The organism is Clostridium sp. MCC345, assembly GCF_018785345.1.
GTDB lineage: Bacteria > Bacillota > Clostridia > Lachnospirales > Anaerotignaceae > Anaerotignum_A > Anaerotignum_A faecicola.
Map to the genome: position 1 here is coordinate 19,660 of NZ_WQPP01000017.1, position 16,054 is coordinate 35,713.

The 16,054-nt window shown below is 46.0% G+C and carries 19 protein-coding genes; 3 read left to right on the forward strand and 16 right to left on the reverse strand.

What is annotated here, in order from left to right; all coding sequences use genetic code 11:
* Positions 1–229 precede the first annotated feature (229 nt).
* The 8 genes from GPK49_RS04175 to GPK49_RS04210 all read right to left on the reverse strand — a co-directional run bounded on the left by GPK49_RS04175 (position 230) and on the right by GPK49_RS04210 (position 8,781).
* On the reverse strand, positions 230–2,146 hold the full coding sequence (locus GPK49_RS04175; RefSeq protein ID WP_215676841.1) for a hybrid sensor histidine kinase/response regulator: 1,917 nt from the start codon (positions 2,144–2,146) through the stop codon (positions 230–232).
* A 188-nt stretch (positions 2,147–2,334) separates the two neighbouring features.
* Entirely contained in the window at positions 2,335–2,886 is a 552-nt protein-coding gene (locus tag GPK49_RS04180; protein ID WP_016407940.1) for a 2-oxoacid:acceptor oxidoreductase family protein, read from the reverse strand.
* Positions 2,887–2,888: 2 nt separating this feature from the next.
* The gene (locus tag GPK49_RS04185; RefSeq protein WP_016407941.1) at positions 2,889–3,641 is read right to left on the reverse strand and encodes a thiamine pyrophosphate-dependent enzyme; all 753 of its coding nucleotides are present in this window, start codon (positions 3,639–3,641) and stop codon (positions 2,889–2,891) included.
* On the reverse strand, positions 3,641–4,699 hold the full coding sequence (gene vorB, locus GPK49_RS04190; RefSeq protein WP_016407942.1) for a 3-methyl-2-oxobutanoate dehydrogenase subunit VorB: 1,059 nt from the start codon (positions 4,697–4,699) through the stop codon (positions 3,641–3,643). Before vorB ends, GPK49_RS04185 begins: the two co-directional genes overlap by 1 nt.
* 17 nt (positions 4,700–4,716) lie before the next feature.
* Positions 4,717–4,932 (reverse strand): 4Fe-4S dicluster domain-containing protein, encoded by a 216-nt coding sequence (locus GPK49_RS04195; protein ID WP_016407943.1) that lies wholly within the window; start codon positions 4,930–4,932, stop codon positions 4,717–4,719.
* A 29-nt stretch (positions 4,933–4,961) separates the two neighbouring features.
* Entirely contained in the window at positions 4,962–5,642 is a 681-nt protein-coding gene (locus GPK49_RS04200; RefSeq protein ID WP_016407944.1) for a hypothetical protein, read from the reverse strand.
* A 480-nt stretch (positions 5,643–6,122) separates the two neighbouring features.
* Complete coding sequence (locus tag GPK49_RS04205; protein WP_215676842.1) at positions 6,123–8,231, reverse strand: glutamine synthetase III family protein; 2,109 nt, start codon at positions 8,229–8,231, stop codon at positions 6,123–6,125.
* Positions 8,232–8,466: 235 nt separating this feature from the next.
* Positions 8,467–8,781, reverse strand: coding sequence for a DUF6514 family protein (locus GPK49_RS04210; protein WP_215676843.1), 315 nt, complete (start codon positions 8,779–8,781; stop codon positions 8,467–8,469).
* A gap of 290 nt (positions 8,782–9,071) precedes the next feature.
* Between GPK49_RS04210 and GPK49_RS04215 the strand changes: the two genes are divergently transcribed.
* Entirely contained in the window at positions 9,072–9,734 is a 663-nt protein-coding gene (locus tag GPK49_RS04215; protein WP_118579122.1) for a helix-turn-helix transcriptional regulator, read from the forward strand.
* 59 nt (positions 9,735–9,793) lie between these two features.
* On the opposite strand, the gene trmD is transcribed toward GPK49_RS04215, so the two are convergent.
* The 8 genes from trmD to GPK49_RS04255 all read right to left on the reverse strand — a co-directional run bounded on the left by trmD (position 9,794) and on the right by GPK49_RS04255 (position 14,484).
* Entirely contained in the window at positions 9,794–10,540 is a 747-nt protein-coding gene (gene trmD / locus GPK49_RS04220; protein WP_215676844.1) for a tRNA (guanosine(37)-N1)-methyltransferase TrmD, read from the reverse strand.
* 1 nt (position 10,541) lies between these two features.
* Positions 10,542–11,051: a ribosome maturation factor RimM gene (gene rimM, locus GPK49_RS04225; RefSeq protein WP_118579125.1), complete on the reverse strand. Its 510-nt coding sequence runs from the start codon at positions 11,049–11,051 to the stop codon at positions 10,542–10,544.
* A gap of 78 nt (positions 11,052–11,129) precedes the next feature.
* The gene (locus GPK49_RS04230) at positions 11,130–11,360 is read right to left on the reverse strand and encodes a KH domain-containing protein (RefSeq protein ID WP_016407950.1); all 231 of its coding nucleotides are present in this window, start codon (positions 11,358–11,360) and stop codon (positions 11,130–11,132) included.
* Positions 11,361–11,384: 24 nt separating this feature from the next.
* On the reverse strand, positions 11,385–11,633 hold the full coding sequence (gene rpsP / locus GPK49_RS04235; RefSeq protein WP_016407951.1) for a 30S ribosomal protein S16: 249 nt from the start codon (positions 11,631–11,633) through the stop codon (positions 11,385–11,387).
* An 81-nt stretch (positions 11,634–11,714) separates the two neighbouring features.
* Positions 11,715–13,064 (reverse strand): signal recognition particle protein, encoded by a 1,350-nt coding sequence (ffh, locus tag GPK49_RS04240; RefSeq protein WP_016407952.1) that lies wholly within the window; start codon positions 13,062–13,064, stop codon positions 11,715–11,717.
* 16 nt (positions 13,065–13,080) lie between these two features.
* Positions 13,081–13,431 carry a YlxM family DNA-binding protein gene (gene ylxM, locus GPK49_RS04245; protein WP_016407953.1) on the reverse strand — a complete coding sequence of 117 codons (351 nt, stop codon included), beginning with the start codon at positions 13,429–13,431 and terminating at the stop codon, positions 13,081–13,083.
* A 173-nt stretch (positions 13,432–13,604) separates the two neighbouring features.
* Entirely contained in the window at positions 13,605–14,213 is a 609-nt protein-coding gene (gene cobC, locus GPK49_RS04250; protein WP_215676845.1) for an alpha-ribazole phosphatase, read from the reverse strand.
* Positions 14,214–14,322: 109 nt separating this feature from the next.
* Positions 14,323–14,484 carry a DUF1540 domain-containing protein gene (locus tag GPK49_RS04255; protein ID WP_016407955.1) on the reverse strand — a complete coding sequence of 54 codons (162 nt, stop codon included), beginning with the start codon at positions 14,482–14,484 and terminating at the stop codon, positions 14,323–14,325.
* 223 nt (positions 14,485–14,707) lie between these two features.
* Between GPK49_RS04255 and GPK49_RS04260 the strand changes: the two genes are divergently transcribed.
* Together GPK49_RS04260 and GPK49_RS04265 are read left to right on the forward strand one after the other, a co-directional pair.
* Positions 14,708–15,778, forward strand: coding sequence for an S-layer homology domain-containing protein (locus tag GPK49_RS04260; protein WP_118579131.1), 1,071 nt, complete (start codon positions 14,708–14,710; stop codon positions 15,776–15,778).
* A gap of 23 nt (positions 15,779–15,801) precedes the next feature.
* The gene (locus GPK49_RS04265; protein WP_016407957.1) at positions 15,802–16,029 is read left to right on the forward strand and encodes a hypothetical protein; all 228 of its coding nucleotides are present in this window, start codon (positions 15,802–15,804) and stop codon (positions 16,027–16,029) included.
* The last annotated feature ends 25 nt before the right edge of the window (positions 16,030–16,054 follow it).

Consider the following 16,054-nt stretch of genomic DNA (forward strand, 5'->3'; position numbering starts at 1 on the left):
CAAAGGACATAAAGTTACACAAGACTACTTTTCGATAATAGCGTTCAAAAATGCTTTTGTCAAGCGTTTAAACAAATTTTAAGAAATATAAAAAGGAAGGTATTGAAAAAAATACCTTATATACCAACAAAGGACAGGCACGCTCCTCCTATCCTTCATCGGTATTTCGTTTCTTTAAAAGGTACCCTTTCGTCAATTTTCTGATGAAACGATACCCTCTCACAAATGCTTATATATATTTCTGCAAGGTCGGAATCAGCTTATTCATATCAATCGGCTTTGCAACATGGTCATTCATGCCTGCCGCCAGCGCACGCTGTTTGTCCTCCGCAAAGGCATTTGCCGTCATGGCGATAATCGGAATAGCTGCCTTTTCGGCATCCGCCATTCTGCGGATTTTCCTTGTGGTATCATAGCCACCCAGAATCGGCATCTGAATATCCATCAGAATCAGATCATAAAAATGCGCCGGTGCCTTTTCCAGCATTTCCATACATTTCACGCCGTCCGCCGCGCGCTCCACCAGAAGTCCTTCCTCCTCCAGAAGCGCAATCGCGATTTCCGCATTCAAATCGTTATCCTCTGCAAGCAGAATCCGCTTACCCGCAAGCGGCTTGCCATTCGGATGGGCTTGTGCGCGCTTGGTTTGTGTGTCCTCAAAAGCCGCAATACGGCAGGGAATCCGAATCGTAAAGGTCGATCCTTCCCCCACTCTGCTGTGTATTTTAATCTCGCCATGCATCATCTCCACCAGCTTTTTCACGATACCCATGCCGAGCCCCGTACCTTCCACACCGCTGACCGTAGAGGAGCGTTCTCTGGTGAAGGATTCAAAAATATGCTTCTGGAATTCCTCTGACATGCCAATCCCGTTATCGCTGACGGAAAGCTCCTGTATACATCTGCCATCCTTCTGTGCAGGAAGCTGACGCACGGAGCAGTGAATTGTACCGCCCTCGCCTGTATATTTAATCGCATTGCTGATTAAATTCAGAATGATTTCCGTAAAACGGGAGATATCCATATAAATATACGGATAGACGATATCCTTGGAAATGGTCAAGGTCTGGTGCTTCTTTTCAATCTCCGCGCTGACCATGTGCAGGCAGTCATCCAGAACCGATTCTGCTTCAGCCGCGCTTTCCTCCAGCACCACATTGCCCGTTTCAATCCTCGATAATTCCAGTACGTTATCCAGTATGGACAGCATTTTCTGTCCGCAGATGCCGATTTTTTCCAAATAGCTTCGCAGCAGCTCCTTTTTGTCCAGATTTCTGTCCGCCAGCTCGGCATAGCCAATAATCGCATTCATGGGCGTGCGAATATCGTGGCTCACATTGAACAAAAACACCGATTTTGCTTCATTGGCTGCATCCGCCGCCTCAACCGCCTTTTGCAGCTGCTCCTGCTGCTCCTCGCTTTTCGTTCTGCTTTTTTGTATCAGGCAATACGCACCTAAGGCAAACAGCACCAAAACAATAGCCGCAAACATAGCCATCTTCACCGCCGCACGATTGCTTTGCTCCAGCAGCTTATAGGTATGCTCCATATCCATTTCCATGCAAATCGCACCGATAACCTCGCCGGTATCCTCGCGCACCGGATAGCAGGCTGTGAAAATATGCCCCCATGCGGTGTCCACGATTTCCTGCGAATAAACGGTTTCTCCTGCAAGCGCCGCTTCGATATACGGAACCATTTCTTTTTCTATGTACGTTCCGGGATAGGCAAAATCCTTTGCATCCAAATCCAGCCCATCAATCAGATAAATCGGTCTGCCATCCGCCCCCATCTTCGCTGTATAAAGATAGCGGGTGGGATTCAGCTTTCGCAGCTCGCTCAGCTCCTTTTGCAGCCTCTGATAGCGTTCTGACTGCATATCCGCAATCGTAGAAATATTTTTGTAATCCTCTCCGGTTAATTTTTGCAGCACCAGCTTATGAATGGCATCAGCGCACTGAGTATTCCATTCTACAGCCGATTCCAGTGTATTTTCGCTGTAATTTCTCTGCAAAATAAAGGTATATACAGAAACGAGGAATACCGTAAGCAGGAATAAAAATACAATAACAACCCTTAGCCTGTGTGTTTTGCTTCCGTTTATCTCTGCCGTTTCTTTTTCCAAAGGCTGCGGCTGTTCTTCCATCCTCATTCCCCCCCTATCATGTTTTCAATCCATCAAAATACTGAATATTTTCTTCATTTTAGCACGCATGATTTCAGAAAACAAGAGAAGTCTCTGCTGATTTCGACAAAATATTACAATCCCTTCTGCTGCAAATATAAAAAAGTCCTGTACCCTTTCGGATACAGGACGAATTTTACTGTATAAGATTACAGATTTTTTGCATATTCATAGCCCAACTCAAATGCTTTTTTGTTGTTGGGGATGAATTTTGCTTTGCCGCCTTCAAAAACATGTGCGAATGTTTCATCCAGACCTGCAATATCAATTGCGCCTGTTGCGTAAACAACTGCACCCAGCATAACCAGGTTAGCCAGCTTGGAGCCGCCGAAGTTGTCTGTTGCAATTTTGTTTGCGGGAACAGCGTATACCTTAACGCCATCCTTTACAGCGCCAACGGTGCAAAGGTCAGCATTCACAACCAGAGCGCCGCCTTCCTTTACAACGCCTACAAATTTATCCAGAGAAGGCTGGTTCAGTGCTACGATACAGTCTGCATCCTTTGTAACAACGGGAGAACCAACATTTTCGTCGGAAATGATTACGTTTACGTTTGCAGTACCGCCACGCATTTCGGGACCATAGGAAGGACACCAGGAAACTTCTTTGCCTTCCAGCATGCCAGCATAAGCCATAATTTTACCCATCAGCAGAGAGCCCTGGCCGCCGAAACCTGCGATGATAGAAGAAAATGTACTCATAATTATTTGCCCTCCTCTACTGTGATATCTTTATATACGCCCAGAGGATAGTAAGGAATCATTTTTTCTCTTACAAATTCCATAGCTTTTACGGGTGTCAGACCCCAGTTTGTAGGGCAGGAAGCTACAACCTCGATGAAGGTGAAGCCCAGACCCTGTTTCTGGATTTCAAATGCTTTTCTGATTGCTTTCTTCGCAGCTGCTACCTGTGCAGGTGTGGAAATGGATACTCTTTCGATGTATGCGGGACCTGTCAGGGATGCCAGCATTTCGGAAACGCGCAGAGGGTTACCGTTTACCTTAGGGTCACGGCCGTTCTGAGCTGTTGTTGCCTTCATGCCGGGCAGAGTTGTGGGAGCCATCTGGCCACCTGTCATGCCGTAGATACCGTTGTTGATGAAGATTGTTGTAATCTTTTCACCACGCGCTGCTGCATGAACGATTTCACATGTACCGATGGAAGCAAGGTCACCATCGCCCTGATATGTAAATACTGTCTGTTCGGGATGTACTCTCTTGATACCTGTTGCTGTTGCGGGAGCACGACCATGCGCACACTGGATTGCGTCAATGTTGAAGTAGTTGTTTGCAAATACTGCACAACCTACGGGAACTGCAACGATGGAGTTGCCCAGCTCGCCCATTTCTTCCAGAACTTCTGCTACCAGTCTGTGTACGATACCGTGTGCACAACCGGGACAATAATGCAATTTCGCGTCTGTTAAACCTTTTGTTTTTTCAAATACAACTGCCATTATTTGTCACCTCCCATAACTTCTTTACCAAATTCAACAATTTCATCTACAGTAGGTACGTTACCGCCTGTTCTGCCGTGGAATGCAACCTTGTTTCTATCGTTACATGCGTATGCAACGTCGGGAACCATCTGGCCCATGGACATTTCCACATCCAGGAACTTTTTGATTTTATCATTGAATTTATCGAATGCCTTCTGAGGGAAGGGCCACAGTGTTTTAGGTCTGATCATACCTACTTTGTAGCCTTCTGCTCTCAGATAGCCGATTGCTGTTCTAACAACTCTGGAAGCTGTACCGTAGGAAACGAATGCATATTCTGCATCATCCATCTTGTATTCTTCCCAAGCCTGTTCGTTCTTCACAACCTCATCATATACCTTGAAGTGATCATGGTTCCATGCTTCACATTCATCGGGTTCGATAACCAGGTTTTTGATGTTGCTTCTTTCTGCGCCGTAGTGACCTACCAGAGCCCATGTTTTTTCGGGCAGGTTGGGTCTGGGAACGTAGTTGAATTCAACGGGTTCCATCATCTGACCAATCAGACCGTCAGCCAGAATGATAACGGGCAGAAGATACTGGTCAGCGATATCGAATGCTTCCATAACCATGTTAACAGCTTCCTGTACGGATGCGGGAGCCAGAACTACGTTGTGGTAGTCGCCGTTTGCGCCACCCTTTACTGTCATGTTATAGTCAGCCTGACCGGGCTGAATGGTACCAAGGCCCGGGCCACCACGCATCATGTTGATGATAACTGCGGGCAGGCCTGCGTTACTGATGTAACCGATACCTTCCTGCTTCAGTGCAATACCGGGGGAAGAAGAGCTTGTCAGCACTCTTGCGCCTGCTGCTGCTGCACCGTAAACCATGTTAATTGCTGCCACCTCGGATTCAGCCTGCACGAATGTGCCGCCTACCTTGGGTAATTCAACAGATAAATATTCAGGTACTTCGGACTGAGGAGTGATGGGGTAGCCAAAGAAATATCTGCAACCCGCCTCAATAGCCGCTTTACCAACTGCTTCGTTGCCTTTCATCAAAACTTTTGCCATTGAAAATTCCTCCTCTCTTAGTCCAGTCTTTCTACTACAATCGCACAATCAGGGCACATCTTTGCGCAGCTTGTGCAAGCGATACAATCTTCGTTGATCATTTCTGCGGGATTGTAACCTGCGGGATTGATTTTTGTTGTAGAAAGAGCAAGTACGCTCTTAGGACAAACAGATACACAAAGGCCGCAACCCTTACAAATCACTTCATTGATCGTTACTTTACCTTTTGCCATTCAAAATACACCTCCATAAATATTTGAATTTACATCCAGGTCTTTCTCATATTAAACTCCATAGGGAAAAGCTCCCCAGAAAGTCCTTCTGGTATTTCCTCTGTCATTACATCCTTGACATAGGAAACATACTTCACAGGAACCCCTGTGCGTTTTGTTACCTCCTTCAATACTTCGTCCCCATGGAGCAAACATTCCGCCGTTGTCTCTCTAACAAGGTTCGTGTTATTGATGAAGCCTGTCACCTTCAGCCCAGCCGCATATTCCAGATTTTCCATCTGCTCGATAATACCCTCAGGTGTAGAGGTATTCGGGCGGTAGGCATTGACTACCATAAAAAAGTCTGCTTCCGCATGATCCAAAAGAGGTTTGATTCTGCCCAGCACCAGTGTGCCGACATCGTTGCCGCCAAGGTCTACCACATACTGATATTCCTTATTGATGACAGGCATCGTCATCGCGCCGGAAACCGCAGGAACATCCGCAACTGCCGTATCCAAGTTGGATGCAATTACCTGAATTCCTTTTTCTTCCAGCTCTTCTTTTTTCTCTCTGGAGCGGAAATAAACATTTACAATATCCAAATCGGCAATGGCTACCCTTCCGTCTACGCTCTCGCGCAGCTTCTTGACATAATTGACTGCAAATTCAGTCTTGCCGCTGCCGTAGTGACCTGTGATAATTCTGATTCTTCTGTCGTCAGCTACCATCGTTTTCGCCTCCAAACCATTTCGGGTTTCTCTCACAATACCTTTATGCAAAATTTCCAATAAATGTATTTCAAAAGTGCCATTCTATGAAAATTTAATAAATTATGCTTTTATCAAGAAAATATTTTAGATATTTTTTTGTTGTTTTTCTCTTGCCTCGGTCTCATTATAACGCAACTTTTTCTCAGTTGCAAGAAAATTCACAGATTTTTTGCTTCGTATTTAAAAAAATACATAATTTTTGACATATAAACCGTCAAAAATATATTGTATCCGAACTATCATTTGTAAAAAAGTTATACTTTTCAATGATTTTATCTATAATTTTTGCATTTATTCGATACTTGTCATACAAATAATATCGTTCTTTGTCTGTCAAAAAAGTGTCGATAAGCGCGAAAAAACCACGTTTCTTCAAAAATACATTTAAAAAAACGTGGTTTCTTTTTTATTTTGCTCTTAACTTGTCATACAATAAGCTTATATGTTGAAAAGCAGCTCCCCATAGGTCGGGAGAGGCCAGCTGTTTTCATCCACCAGCAGCTCCAGTCGGTCGGCAGGCTCCCGCAGCTCCTTCATTGCTTTGAATACATGGTCACGATAGAAGAATGCCTGTGTTTTATTATCCTCCTGCAATGCCCCTGCGCGCTCGGTTTCTTCTTCAAGAACCTTCAGCTTTTCGTGGAGCAGCTTCAGATTTTCATTGATATCCTGCAAAATTTCTTCCTGTGCGGTGGTATCCATGCCGACAGCCTTCATGGCGATAATCGCCTGCGCAACCTCCCCTGCATATTTCACAACCGCAGGACGAATCTGCTTGGATGCCATATCAAGCATGGTTTTTGCTTCAATGTTAATCTGCTTGATATAGGCCTCATAGCGGATTTCCGCTCTTGCCTGCAATTCGATGCTGCTCAGAACGCCATGCTTGCCGAACAGCTCAACCACCTTATCATCCAGAAATGCCTGTACCGCATCCACGGAATTGGTGATATTGGGCAGCCCTCTGCGTGTCGCCTCCTCCAGCCATTCCTCAGAATAGCCATTGCCGTCAAAAATGACTCTTTTATGCTCCACATAGGTTCTGCGTACCAGCTCATGCACTGCCGCGTTGAAATCCTCTGCCTGCTCCAGCTCATCCGCAAATTTCTGCAGCTCCTCTGCCACAATCGTGTTCAGGGAGAAATTCGGACCGGAAATGGATGCAGAGGAAGGCGGCATGCGGAATTCAAATTTATTCCCTGTAAAGGCAAAGGGAGAGGTTCTGTTTCTGTCCGTTGCGTCCTTTTTCAGTGCGGGCAGCGTGTTTACACCAACCCTCATTCTGCCGCCCTGCAGGCTGCTTGTTGCTCCGCCATGCTCAATCTGGTCGAAAATATCCTGCAGCTGGTCGCCAAGAAAGATGGAAATGATTGCCGGCGGTGCCTCCTGCGAGCCGAGACGATGATCGTTGCCGGGGTTGGCTGCAGAAAGGCGCAGCAGTTCAGGGTATTCATCCACGCCCTTGATAATCGCGCACAGAAATACAAGGAACTGTGCGTTTTCATGCGGTGTTTTCCCAGGATCAAGCAGATTCTGCCCATCATCCGTGCTCAGAGACCAGTTTACATGCTTGCCGCTGCCGTTCACGCCTGCGAAGGGCTTTTCGTGCAGCAGGCAGGTCATATCATGGTGTCCGGAAATTCGCTTCATTGCCTCCATAATTAGCTGGTTATGGTCTGTTGCCTTGTTGCAGTCCTCAAAAATCGGTGCCAGCTCATGCTGTGCAGGTGCAACCTCGTTGTGCTGTGTCTTTGCAGGCACACCCAGCTTCCATAGCTCCACATTCAATTCGTGCATGAAGCAGGCAACTCTTTCCTTAATACTGCCGAAATAATGGTCGTCCATCTCCTGCCCCTTCGGGGGAGCCGCACCAAAAAGGGTACGCCCTGTAAAAATCAGGTCTTTTCTTTTCTGATAAAGATTTTTGTCAATCAGGAAATATTCCTGCTCTGCGCCGCAGCTGACCGTTACCTTTTCCGCAGTCTGGTTGCCGAACAGACGCACAATACGCATTGCCTGTCTGCTGACCGCTTCACAGGAACGCAGCAGAGGTGTTTTTTTATCCAGTGCTTCGCCTGTGTAGGAATAGAACGCCGTCGGGATATACAAGGTAACCCCTGCCGCATCCTCACGCAAAAATGCAGGAGAGGTACAGTCCCAAGCCGTATAGCCACGCGCCTCGAAGGTCGCACGCAGACCGCCGGAGGGGAAGGAGGACGCATCGGATTCCCCCTTAATCAGCTCCTTGCCGGAAAATTCCATAATTGCTCTTCCGTTGGAGGGAGGCGCTAAAAAGGAATCATGCTTTTCCGCCGTAATCCCTGTCATTGGCTGAAACCAGTGCGTATAATGGGTTGCGCCGCGCTCAATCGCCCAATCCTTCATTGCATTGGCAATAATATCCGCAATCTCGGAATTGAGCATTTCCCCACGTTCAATGGTATTTTTCAATTCCTCGTAAACCTTTTTCGGCAGATGCTCACGCATCATTGCATCGTTGAATACATTCATCCCAAAAATTTCGGGTACAGAAACCTTTTCGCTCATATACTGTTCCTTTCTTTCGTAGAAAAACCGCCACTTTATTTTTTCATTATAACGGTCGCATTTCCCATTTGCAACGGTTTTACCCCTTGTATTTTGGAGAAATCTTTTTCATTCCGCCCCGATTTTTCACCAATTCCTACAAAAACCATCCATTTTGCCTCCCACGATATCCTACAAGCATGCTTTTTTGCAAAAAAAGAAAGCCTTAGCTTTTAAACCAAGGCTTTGATTTCTCTTAGCAAGCGACGTAAATTCCTCTGTCATCCTGCCATTCCTTTTCGCCGATATAATCATCATACAGCGCATTCAGCTCTGCCGGCATGGCAGCTCCGCACCAGAGTCTTTCCAGAAAATACTGTGTTTCCTTTTTTTCTTCGGAGATACCGGCAATCAGCGCCCGCTCCTGCCGTCCGTATTCGTTTGTTTTTTCTATTTCCACGCCATAAATCCGCCCGTGCTCTGCGACACGAATCACCAGAGAATACCACAGGATATATTCTCTGCCTGTTTCATCCTGTACTCTTTTTTTATAAATCAAGGTTTTTCTCATTCTGACCCACCCCTTTATGTCGCTTTTGCTTTACCTGTTTTTATTATAAAAAAGAATCTCTCCGAAAACTATAAAATTTCCGTTAAGATAGACGGATACGGATTTTCTTAACGCTCCTTTAACGGATTTCCAATTTTTGTTTTATGGTAACAATTTGTTCAGCGAAATTAAATTTTTTCATCAAAATTACGATTCCCCTCTTGAAAAACATCTGCCTTTCCTGTATGATAAGAACATAAAAACCGTTTTTCAAGCTGTAAAAACAGCTTATTTGTGCATGGAGGTACTCTATGGATCATTCAATTACAATTCTGAGCGAAAAAGAAAAAGCCATTTTGGAATCCTATATGCTGTCTGCGGACGGATTGGCAGAATTCTGGGGAGAAAACTGCGAGGTCATCATTCATGACCTGACACAGCTGGATGCTTCTGTTGTCAAAATTGTGAATGGGCATCTTTCCGGCAGACAGGTTGGTGCGCCCATTTCCGAGGTTACACTGAATTTTGTCAATAAAATGATGGCAACCCCCGGCATGAACCACGTCACCTACTTTGCCAAAAACAAACGCGGCGAAGCCTTTAAAGCGTCTATTTCCGCCATTCTTGGGGAGAAGCACCAGATTATCGGGCTGTTCTGCATCAATTATTATCTGAATACCCCCCTGCTTTCCTTCATGCAGACCTTCACGCCCATCACGAAAACAGAATCCGAAAATATCTCCGAAACCTTTGTAGAAAATACAGAGGAGCTGATGCTGAATGCACTGGAGGATGCCAAAAAAACCGTTTACAGCAATCTCACGATTTCTTCCTCCAATAAGAATAAGGAAATTATTTCCCTGCTGTATCAGAAGGGCATCTTCAATCTGAAGGATTCCGTTATCACCATCGCAAACCATCTGGGTATTTCCAAAAACACCGTTTATATGCACATCCGCAATATGAACAAATAAATATCAAGCAAATAAATATCTGTGTATACAAAAAAGGAACTGAATAACAGCTCCTTTTTTTATTCCGTTTCTTCTATTGTAATGCCCTGCTTCTGCAAAAATGCAATGTCCTGTTTCGTCAGCACCGCCTTTTTCAGCAAATCGGGGCGTTTTTTTGCAGTACGAATGAGTGCCTGCTCTCTCCGCCATTTCGCGACATTTCCATGATGTCCGCTCAGCAGCACCTCCGGCACTTCTCTACCCATAAACACAGGCGGACGCGTGTACTGCGGATATTCCAGAAGCCCCTCGGAAAAGCTTTCATCCTCAAAGGATTCCTCCTTTCCAAGCACCCCCGGCACCAGACGGGAAACCGCATCAATGATTGTGATTGCCGCAAGCTCGCCGCCCGTCAGCACAAAATCCCCCAGAGAGATTTCATCCGTCACAATTTCCTCAATCACGCGTTCATCAATGCCCTCATAATGTCCGCAAAGAAAAACCAAATTTTCCTCCTGCGCCAGCTCCTCTGCCACACGCTGCGTAAAGGGTCTGCCCTGCGGTGTCATGAAAACCACGCGCGCATGCTCCGCTTTCGGCAGAAGGCTTTGATAGGCATCATAAATCGGCTGTCCCTGCATCACCAGACCTGCGCCGCCGCCATAGGGATAATCGTCCACATGCTTATGCTTATTCAGCGTAAAATCACGAATATTGACCGCCTCCACGGAAATATGCCCTTCCTTCTGCGCTCTGCCCATAATACTGTGTGAAAGCGTCTGCTCTATCATTTCGGGAAACAGCGTCAACACGAAAAACTGCTTCATTTTATCTCAGTCCTTCCAAAAGATGTACCGTCATCACGCGCGCATCAATGTCTACCTTCAAAATGCAGTCCTTAATGGCAGGAATCAGCAGCTCCTTTGCGTCCCCATCCTTTTTCACCGCATACACATCATTCGCGCCCGTTTCGTAAATCTTCACAAGCTCGCCCAGCGCTTCCCCCTCATCCGTCACAACCTGCATCCCATAGAGGTCGCGGGTATAATATTCATCCTCCTCCAGAGGAATCGCAGCAGCATCGGGAATCAAAATCCGCCCATTTTTATACAGCTCCGCCACATTGATGTCATTGATTTCCTTTACCGTCAGCAGAATCATATTTTTCTGATATGCCACCTTCTGAATGTGAAAAAGCTCCTGCTTGCCGCGAATCTCCACGGTAATTTCCTTCAGCCGCTCAAAGCGCGTCGGGTCCTGCGTGGTCGGGAAAACGCGCATCGTGCCGCGAATCCCGTGTGTTCCGGTAATCTTACCGATTTCAAAATAATTTTCCATATATGAAACCCATTCCTTTTTATCTGATATGAAAAAGGCGGCAGGAAAAATCCCACCGCCGTCACCGTTTTCCTCTGCTTACTGCACAATTTCCACGATGATTTTTTTGTCTTCATGGATGCCGGCGGCTTTTACCACAGTGCGGATTGCCTTTGCAATTCTGCCCTGCTTGCCGATGACCTTACCCATATCCTCGGGAGCAACCTTCAGTTCCAGAATCAAAGCACGTTCGTTATTTGTTTCTGCAACCACAACCTGTTCGGGATGTTCCACAAGTCTTTTTGCAATGACTTCTAACAATTCTTTCATAAATCGGCCTCCCTTAAATAGGATTTATTCGCCGATTACGCCTGCTTTTTTCAGCAGAGCCTTTACTGTATCGGAAGGCTGTGCGCCGTTTGCCAGCCATTTGTTTGCTGCTTCTGCATCTACCTTCAGAACAACGGGTTCCTTTGTAGGATCATAGATACCGATTTCTTCGATAGATCTGCCGTTTCTGGATGTTCTGGAATCTGCTACAACGATTCTGTAAAAAGGTGCCTTCTTTGCGCCCAGTCTTTTCAGTCTGATTCTTACTGCCATGATTTTGTCCTCCTGCTTTTAAAAATTCTTATTTTTTCTTTGCCTTTTATTTCTTAATCCTGACGGAATAAGTGTCTTTGTTTAACGGAAGAAAGGAAATTTACCCTTTTTCCCTTTTTGCATATTGTTCATCTGCTTCATCATTTTTTTCATTTCCTCAAACTGCTTGATGAGGCGATTGACATCTGCAATGCTTCTGCCGCAGCCTGCGGCGATACGTTTCTTTCGAGGTCCATTCAGAATGGAAGGATTTGCTCTTTCCTCCTTCGTCATGGATTGGATAATGGCTTCGGTTCTTGCCATTTCCTTCTGGGGGTCTACCCCATTGAGCGCCGATTCCAGATCAAGCTTGCCCATTCCGGGAATGCCGGGCATCATGCCGAGCAAATCCTTCAAGGGCCCCATTTTCTTAATTTGCTGCATCTGCGCAAGAAAATCCTCAAGTGTGAAATCGTTGGCACGCATTTTCTTTGCCATATCGAGCGCTTCCTGCTCATCAATATTCGCCTGCACCTTATCAATCAGAGAAAGTACATCGCCCATCCCCAGAATACGGGATGCCATTCGGTCGGGATAAAACGGCTCCAAATCCTCCATCTTCTCGCCCATACCGATATATTTAATAGGCTTGTTGGTTACGCTTCTGACAGAAAGCGCCGCACCGCCTCGTGCGTCACCGTCCAGCTTTGTCAGAATAATACCATCTACGCCTAACTGACCGTCAAAGCTTTCCGCAACCGTAACTGCGTCCTGCCCTGTCATTGCATCGACCACAAGCAGAATTTCCTGCGGTCTGACTGCCGTTTTGATGTCCTGCAGCTCCTGCATCAGCTCCTCATTGATATGCAAACGACCTGCCGTATCGATTAAAATAACATCATGATGCTGCTGTGCCGCATACTCCAATGCTTTTTTTGAAATTTCCACAGGGCTGACCTCTGTGCCCATTTCAAATACGGGAATGTTGTAATTTTTCCCAACCACCTGCAGCTGCTTGATTGCCGCAGGTCTGTAAACGTCACAAGCAACCAACAAAGGACTTCTGCCCTGCTTTCTGAGCTGTCCTGCCAGCTTGCCGCTTGTGGTTGTTTTACCTGCACCCTGCAGACCAACCATCATGAAAACAGTGGGCGGCTTTCTGGAAAAGGTCAGCTGCGCCTGTGTGGAGCCCATCAGCGCAATCAGTTCCTCGTTTACGATTTTGATAACCTGCTGTCCGGGATTCAGCCCCTGCAGTACCTCCGTACCGACAGCTCTCTCTGTTACCTTTTTAATAAATTCCTTAACAATCTTGAAGTTAACGTCTGCCTCCAGAAGGGCGATTTTTACTTCTCGCATGGCAGCCTTTACATCTGCCTCCGTCAGCACGCCTTTACTTCTCAGCTGCTTGAATACCTCCTGCAGCTTATTGGAAAGATTTTCAAATGCCATCAATCGCGACCTCCTTTCAGGACAAGATATCGTCAGCGATTTTTTTCATTTTTGCGATTGCCTTCACCACAGATGCGTCCGGATTTTTCTTTTCCAGTCCCTCCATGATGTGCTTCATTTCCTGCACGGCTTTTTTCTGTGCCTGAAAACGGGAAACCAGCTGCAGCTTTTCCTCATAATCCAGAAGGATTTTCTCCGTCCGCTTCAGCTGATCGCGGACAGCCTGCCGGCTGATGGATAATTCCTCGCCAATCTCCGTCAGGGAGAGGTCGTTCTGATAATGCAGTTCATATACCTGCTTCTGTTTTTCCGTCAGCAATTCGCCATAAAAATCATAAAGCAAAGTCAGCTGCAAAATATCATCCATGTTCTTCCTGCCTCCTGTAAAGGATAACTACTTTACAATCACCTTACCTATCCTACCAGAGAAATCTCTCCTTGTCAAGTATTTTTCCTTTACAGAAAAAACTTTTTCCCGATTCCTGTTTTTTCGATAAAATCAACGATTTCGCGCCAGTCTGTCCTTATGAAGTGGACAGCTTATTTTCGATTTTCCTTCCACACCGCAGGGTAATTCATGCAGTCATACGTCCGCTTTTCTCCCGAAACCCAGACCGCACTGTAATGCCCCTGCTTGGAATTGAACCGCCAGAACGCCTTGGGGCCTGCCCCCGTCAGATGGCAGTGCATGGCACTCAAAGCCCCATTATGTGATACGATTAAAACATGCTTGCTCTTGTTTTCCTTGATAATCTGCTCCAATCCTCTTATCACGCGGTCATAAAATTCCATAAAGGCTTCCCCGTTTGGCATCCTTCTGTCTACCCAATCGGTCAGCCAGCCATGCCATTCCTCTAAATCCGCTTCGGACATTTCCTCCCATGTGCGGTTTTCCCAATCACCGTAATATAACTCCCGAATTTCGGGAACGGGCTGAATTTCTCTGCCGTTCGCAATAATTTCCGCCGTATGATAGGCGCGCTTCAGATCACTGGAATAAATCGCATCAATATGTATCGTTTCAAATGCCGCTCTCAGCTCCTCCGCCTGCGCGATGCCCTTTTCATTGATATCCGCATCATACCAGCCGTAGAACATATTTCTGGCATTCATATCCGTTTCACCGTGACGTACAAAATAAATCTTCATGCTCCTACCTCCTGTTTCCTTCCCATTGTACGATAAAATACCGCCGCAATGCAACAGAAAAAGCGGATACCTTGTCTGTACAAAGCACCCGCTTCTTCCATTCATTTCGTTATTTTACAGCAAAGGACATACAGTCCGTACACTGGTCTTTGGTCGGATTCATTTCATGTGTGCCCACCTGAATGGATTCCAGTGTACAGTAATTCTTTGTGTTGTGGTGATGTCTGCACTGCTCAACAGTACATTTGATACACTCATTGCAGCGTTCCATAAAAATCCCTCCTCAAATTTGGTACAAACCTAGTATGCACTGTTTTTTTGAAATCATAACAGAAGCCTTTTCTTTTTTTAAAATTTCATTTCTAGCTTTGTAAAAAAATGTGAATTTTGTTGCAAAAGCTTTAAACTTTTTCAAATCTATTGCATTCTTTTTTCCCTCACACTATACTGATGAAAAGAAGAAAAATCATAGTTCTGATAAAGGAGGAAACAAAATGAATCGAAAACACCCCCTGCTCCTCGCCCTCAGTGCTGCTATGGTTATGGGTACATCCGCACCGGCTTTTGCTGCTGAAGCAACAGATGCCGCCACCAGAGAGGATGTCATCAGCCTGCTGTGGCAGCAGGAAGGCGCACCCGTCATCAATTATGCTCTGCCTTTTACGGACGTTGCCGATACTGCGGCAGATGCCGTTCGTTGGGCGGCGGAAGCCAAAATCGTCAGCGGCTACGGTAACGGAAAATTTGAGCCGAATCAGAAAATCACAAGAGAACAGCTTGCAGCCATTTTCTATCGCTATGCCGCTTATAAGGGCTATGATGTTTCCGTTGGAGAAAACACGAATATTCTCAGCTTTGCAGATGCTTCGGATATCACACCCTATGCCATTCCCGCAATTCAGTGGGCGTATGGCAGCGGTGTGTTCCTTGGTACGGAGGAATATGTTCTCCCTTCTGCCGCAGTTGCCGAGGCAGAGGTAACTACGATGCTGAAAAAAGTAACCGTACCCCCAGCTGCAACGGTTGTTGCGGAAATTCCGGAGGAATCCATCTCTTTGGTGTATAAGGGAAACGAAAATTTCGTATTAACCTCAAAGGATGTGCAGGAGCAATTTCAGTTAAATTGTCTGGTGGACGGCAGCTATGCACCGACACTTACACTTGCAGACTTAAATAACGATGGCAAGGATGAAATTTATGTGATTTTCACAGTTGGCGCAGGCAGCGGCTTCCATGTGGAAGGCATTGTCGCTTACGATAAAGAAACCTTAGAGGAATATTTCGTACCCGATCCCCGTGAAATCGCAGAACCGCTGATTACCGAAAAGGACGGAACCTATCAGCTTTCCACGAAGGAAGGCGTACATACCTTTACCGATTTAGGCAGCTATGGCAAGCTGGTTTTCAGTGATATGGTAACCTATCGCATTGTGGAAAACACGCTGACCGCAACCCTTTTGCTGCAAACCGCACCGGATACCGCCTGCGGCGAGCTGCAGCTGACCTATCAGCCTGTGGAGGGCGGCTTTATCCTGAAGGAAGCATCCTATCTTCCGAGCAAATAAATGAACCAAAAAGGAGTGTGTGCATGGCAGAAAAGAAAGCCACAACCAAAGCAACAGCAAAAAAAGCAACGGCGAAAAAACCGACAACCAAAAAGCTTTCCGTTACGCTGGATGCGGAAACCTACGCTTTGCTGGAGGAATATATTGCCGAATTTGGCTTTACGAAGGATGGCTTTGTGAAAAAAGCCATTCTCGAAAAAATCAGCCGTGATAAAATCAGCAATATGATTGACGATATGATTCAGCTATAATTTTTCGGACATAAAAACCCCTGCA

Bases quoted from the DNA above. Each gene is read 5' to 3' on its own strand.
- GPK49_RS04205 (WP_215676842.1), bottom strand. From the start codon at position 8,231: ATGAGCGAAAAGGTTTCTGTACCCGAAATTTTTGGGATGAATGTATTC.
- GPK49_RS04260 (WP_118579131.1), top strand. From the start codon at position 14,708: ATGAATCGAAAACACCCCCTGCTCCTCGCCCTCAGTGCTGCTATGGTT.
- trmD (WP_215676844.1), bottom strand. From the start codon at position 10,540: ATGAAGCAGTTTTTCGTGTTGACGCTGTTTCCCGAAATGATAGAGCAG.
- GPK49_RS04175 (WP_215676841.1), bottom strand. From the start codon at position 2,146: ATGGAAGAACAGCCGCAGCCTTTGGAAAAAGAAACGGCAGAGATAAAC.
- ylxM (WP_016407953.1), bottom strand. From the start codon at position 13,431: ATGGATGATATTTTGCAGCTGACTTTGCTTTATGATTTTTATGGCGAA.
- GPK49_RS04210 (WP_215676843.1), bottom strand. From the start codon at position 8,781: ATGAGAAAAACCTTGATTTATAAAAAAAGAGTACAGGATGAAACAGGC.
- GPK49_RS04180 (WP_016407940.1), bottom strand. From the start codon at position 2,886: ATGAGTACATTTTCTTCTATCATCGCAGGTTTCGGCGGCCAGGGCTCT.
- vorB (WP_016407942.1), bottom strand. From the start codon at position 4,699: ATGGCAAAAGTTTTGATGAAAGGCAACGAAGCAGTTGGTAAAGCGGCT.
- GPK49_RS04195 (WP_016407943.1), bottom strand. From the start codon at position 4,932: ATGGCAAAAGGTAAAGTAACGATCAATGAAGTGATTTGTAAGGGTTGC.
- GPK49_RS04200 (WP_016407944.1), bottom strand. From the start codon at position 5,642: ATGGTAGCTGACGACAGAAGAATCAGAATTATCACAGGTCACTACGGC.
- GPK49_RS04265 (WP_016407957.1), top strand. From the start codon at position 15,802: ATGGCAGAAAAGAAAGCCACAACCAAAGCAACAGCAAAAAAAGCAACG.
- GPK49_RS04230 (WP_016407950.1), bottom strand. From the start codon at position 11,360: ATGAAAGAATTGTTAGAAGTCATTGCAAAAAGACTTGTGGAACATCCC.
- rimM (WP_118579125.1), bottom strand. From the start codon at position 11,051: ATGGAAAATTATTTTGAAATCGGTAAGATTACCGGAACACACGGGATT.
- GPK49_RS04185 (WP_016407941.1), bottom strand. From the start codon at position 3,641: ATGGCAGTTGTATTTGAAAAAACAAAAGGTTTAACAGACGCGAAATTG.
- rpsP (WP_016407951.1), bottom strand. From the start codon at position 11,633: ATGGCAGTAAGAATCAGACTGAAAAGACTGGGCGCAAAGAAGGCACCT.
- ffh (WP_016407952.1), bottom strand. From the start codon at position 13,064: ATGGCATTTGAAAATCTTTCCAATAAGCTGCAGGAGGTATTCAAGCAG.
- cobC (WP_215676845.1), bottom strand. From the start codon at position 14,213: ATGAAGATTTATTTTGTACGTCACGGTGAAACGGATATGAATGCCAGA.
- GPK49_RS04255 (WP_016407955.1), bottom strand. From the start codon at position 14,484: ATGGAACGCTGCAATGAGTGTATCAAATGTACTGTTGAGCAGTGCAGA.
- GPK49_RS04215 (WP_118579122.1), top strand. From the start codon at position 9,072: ATGGATCATTCAATTACAATTCTGAGCGAAAAAGAAAAAGCCATTTTG.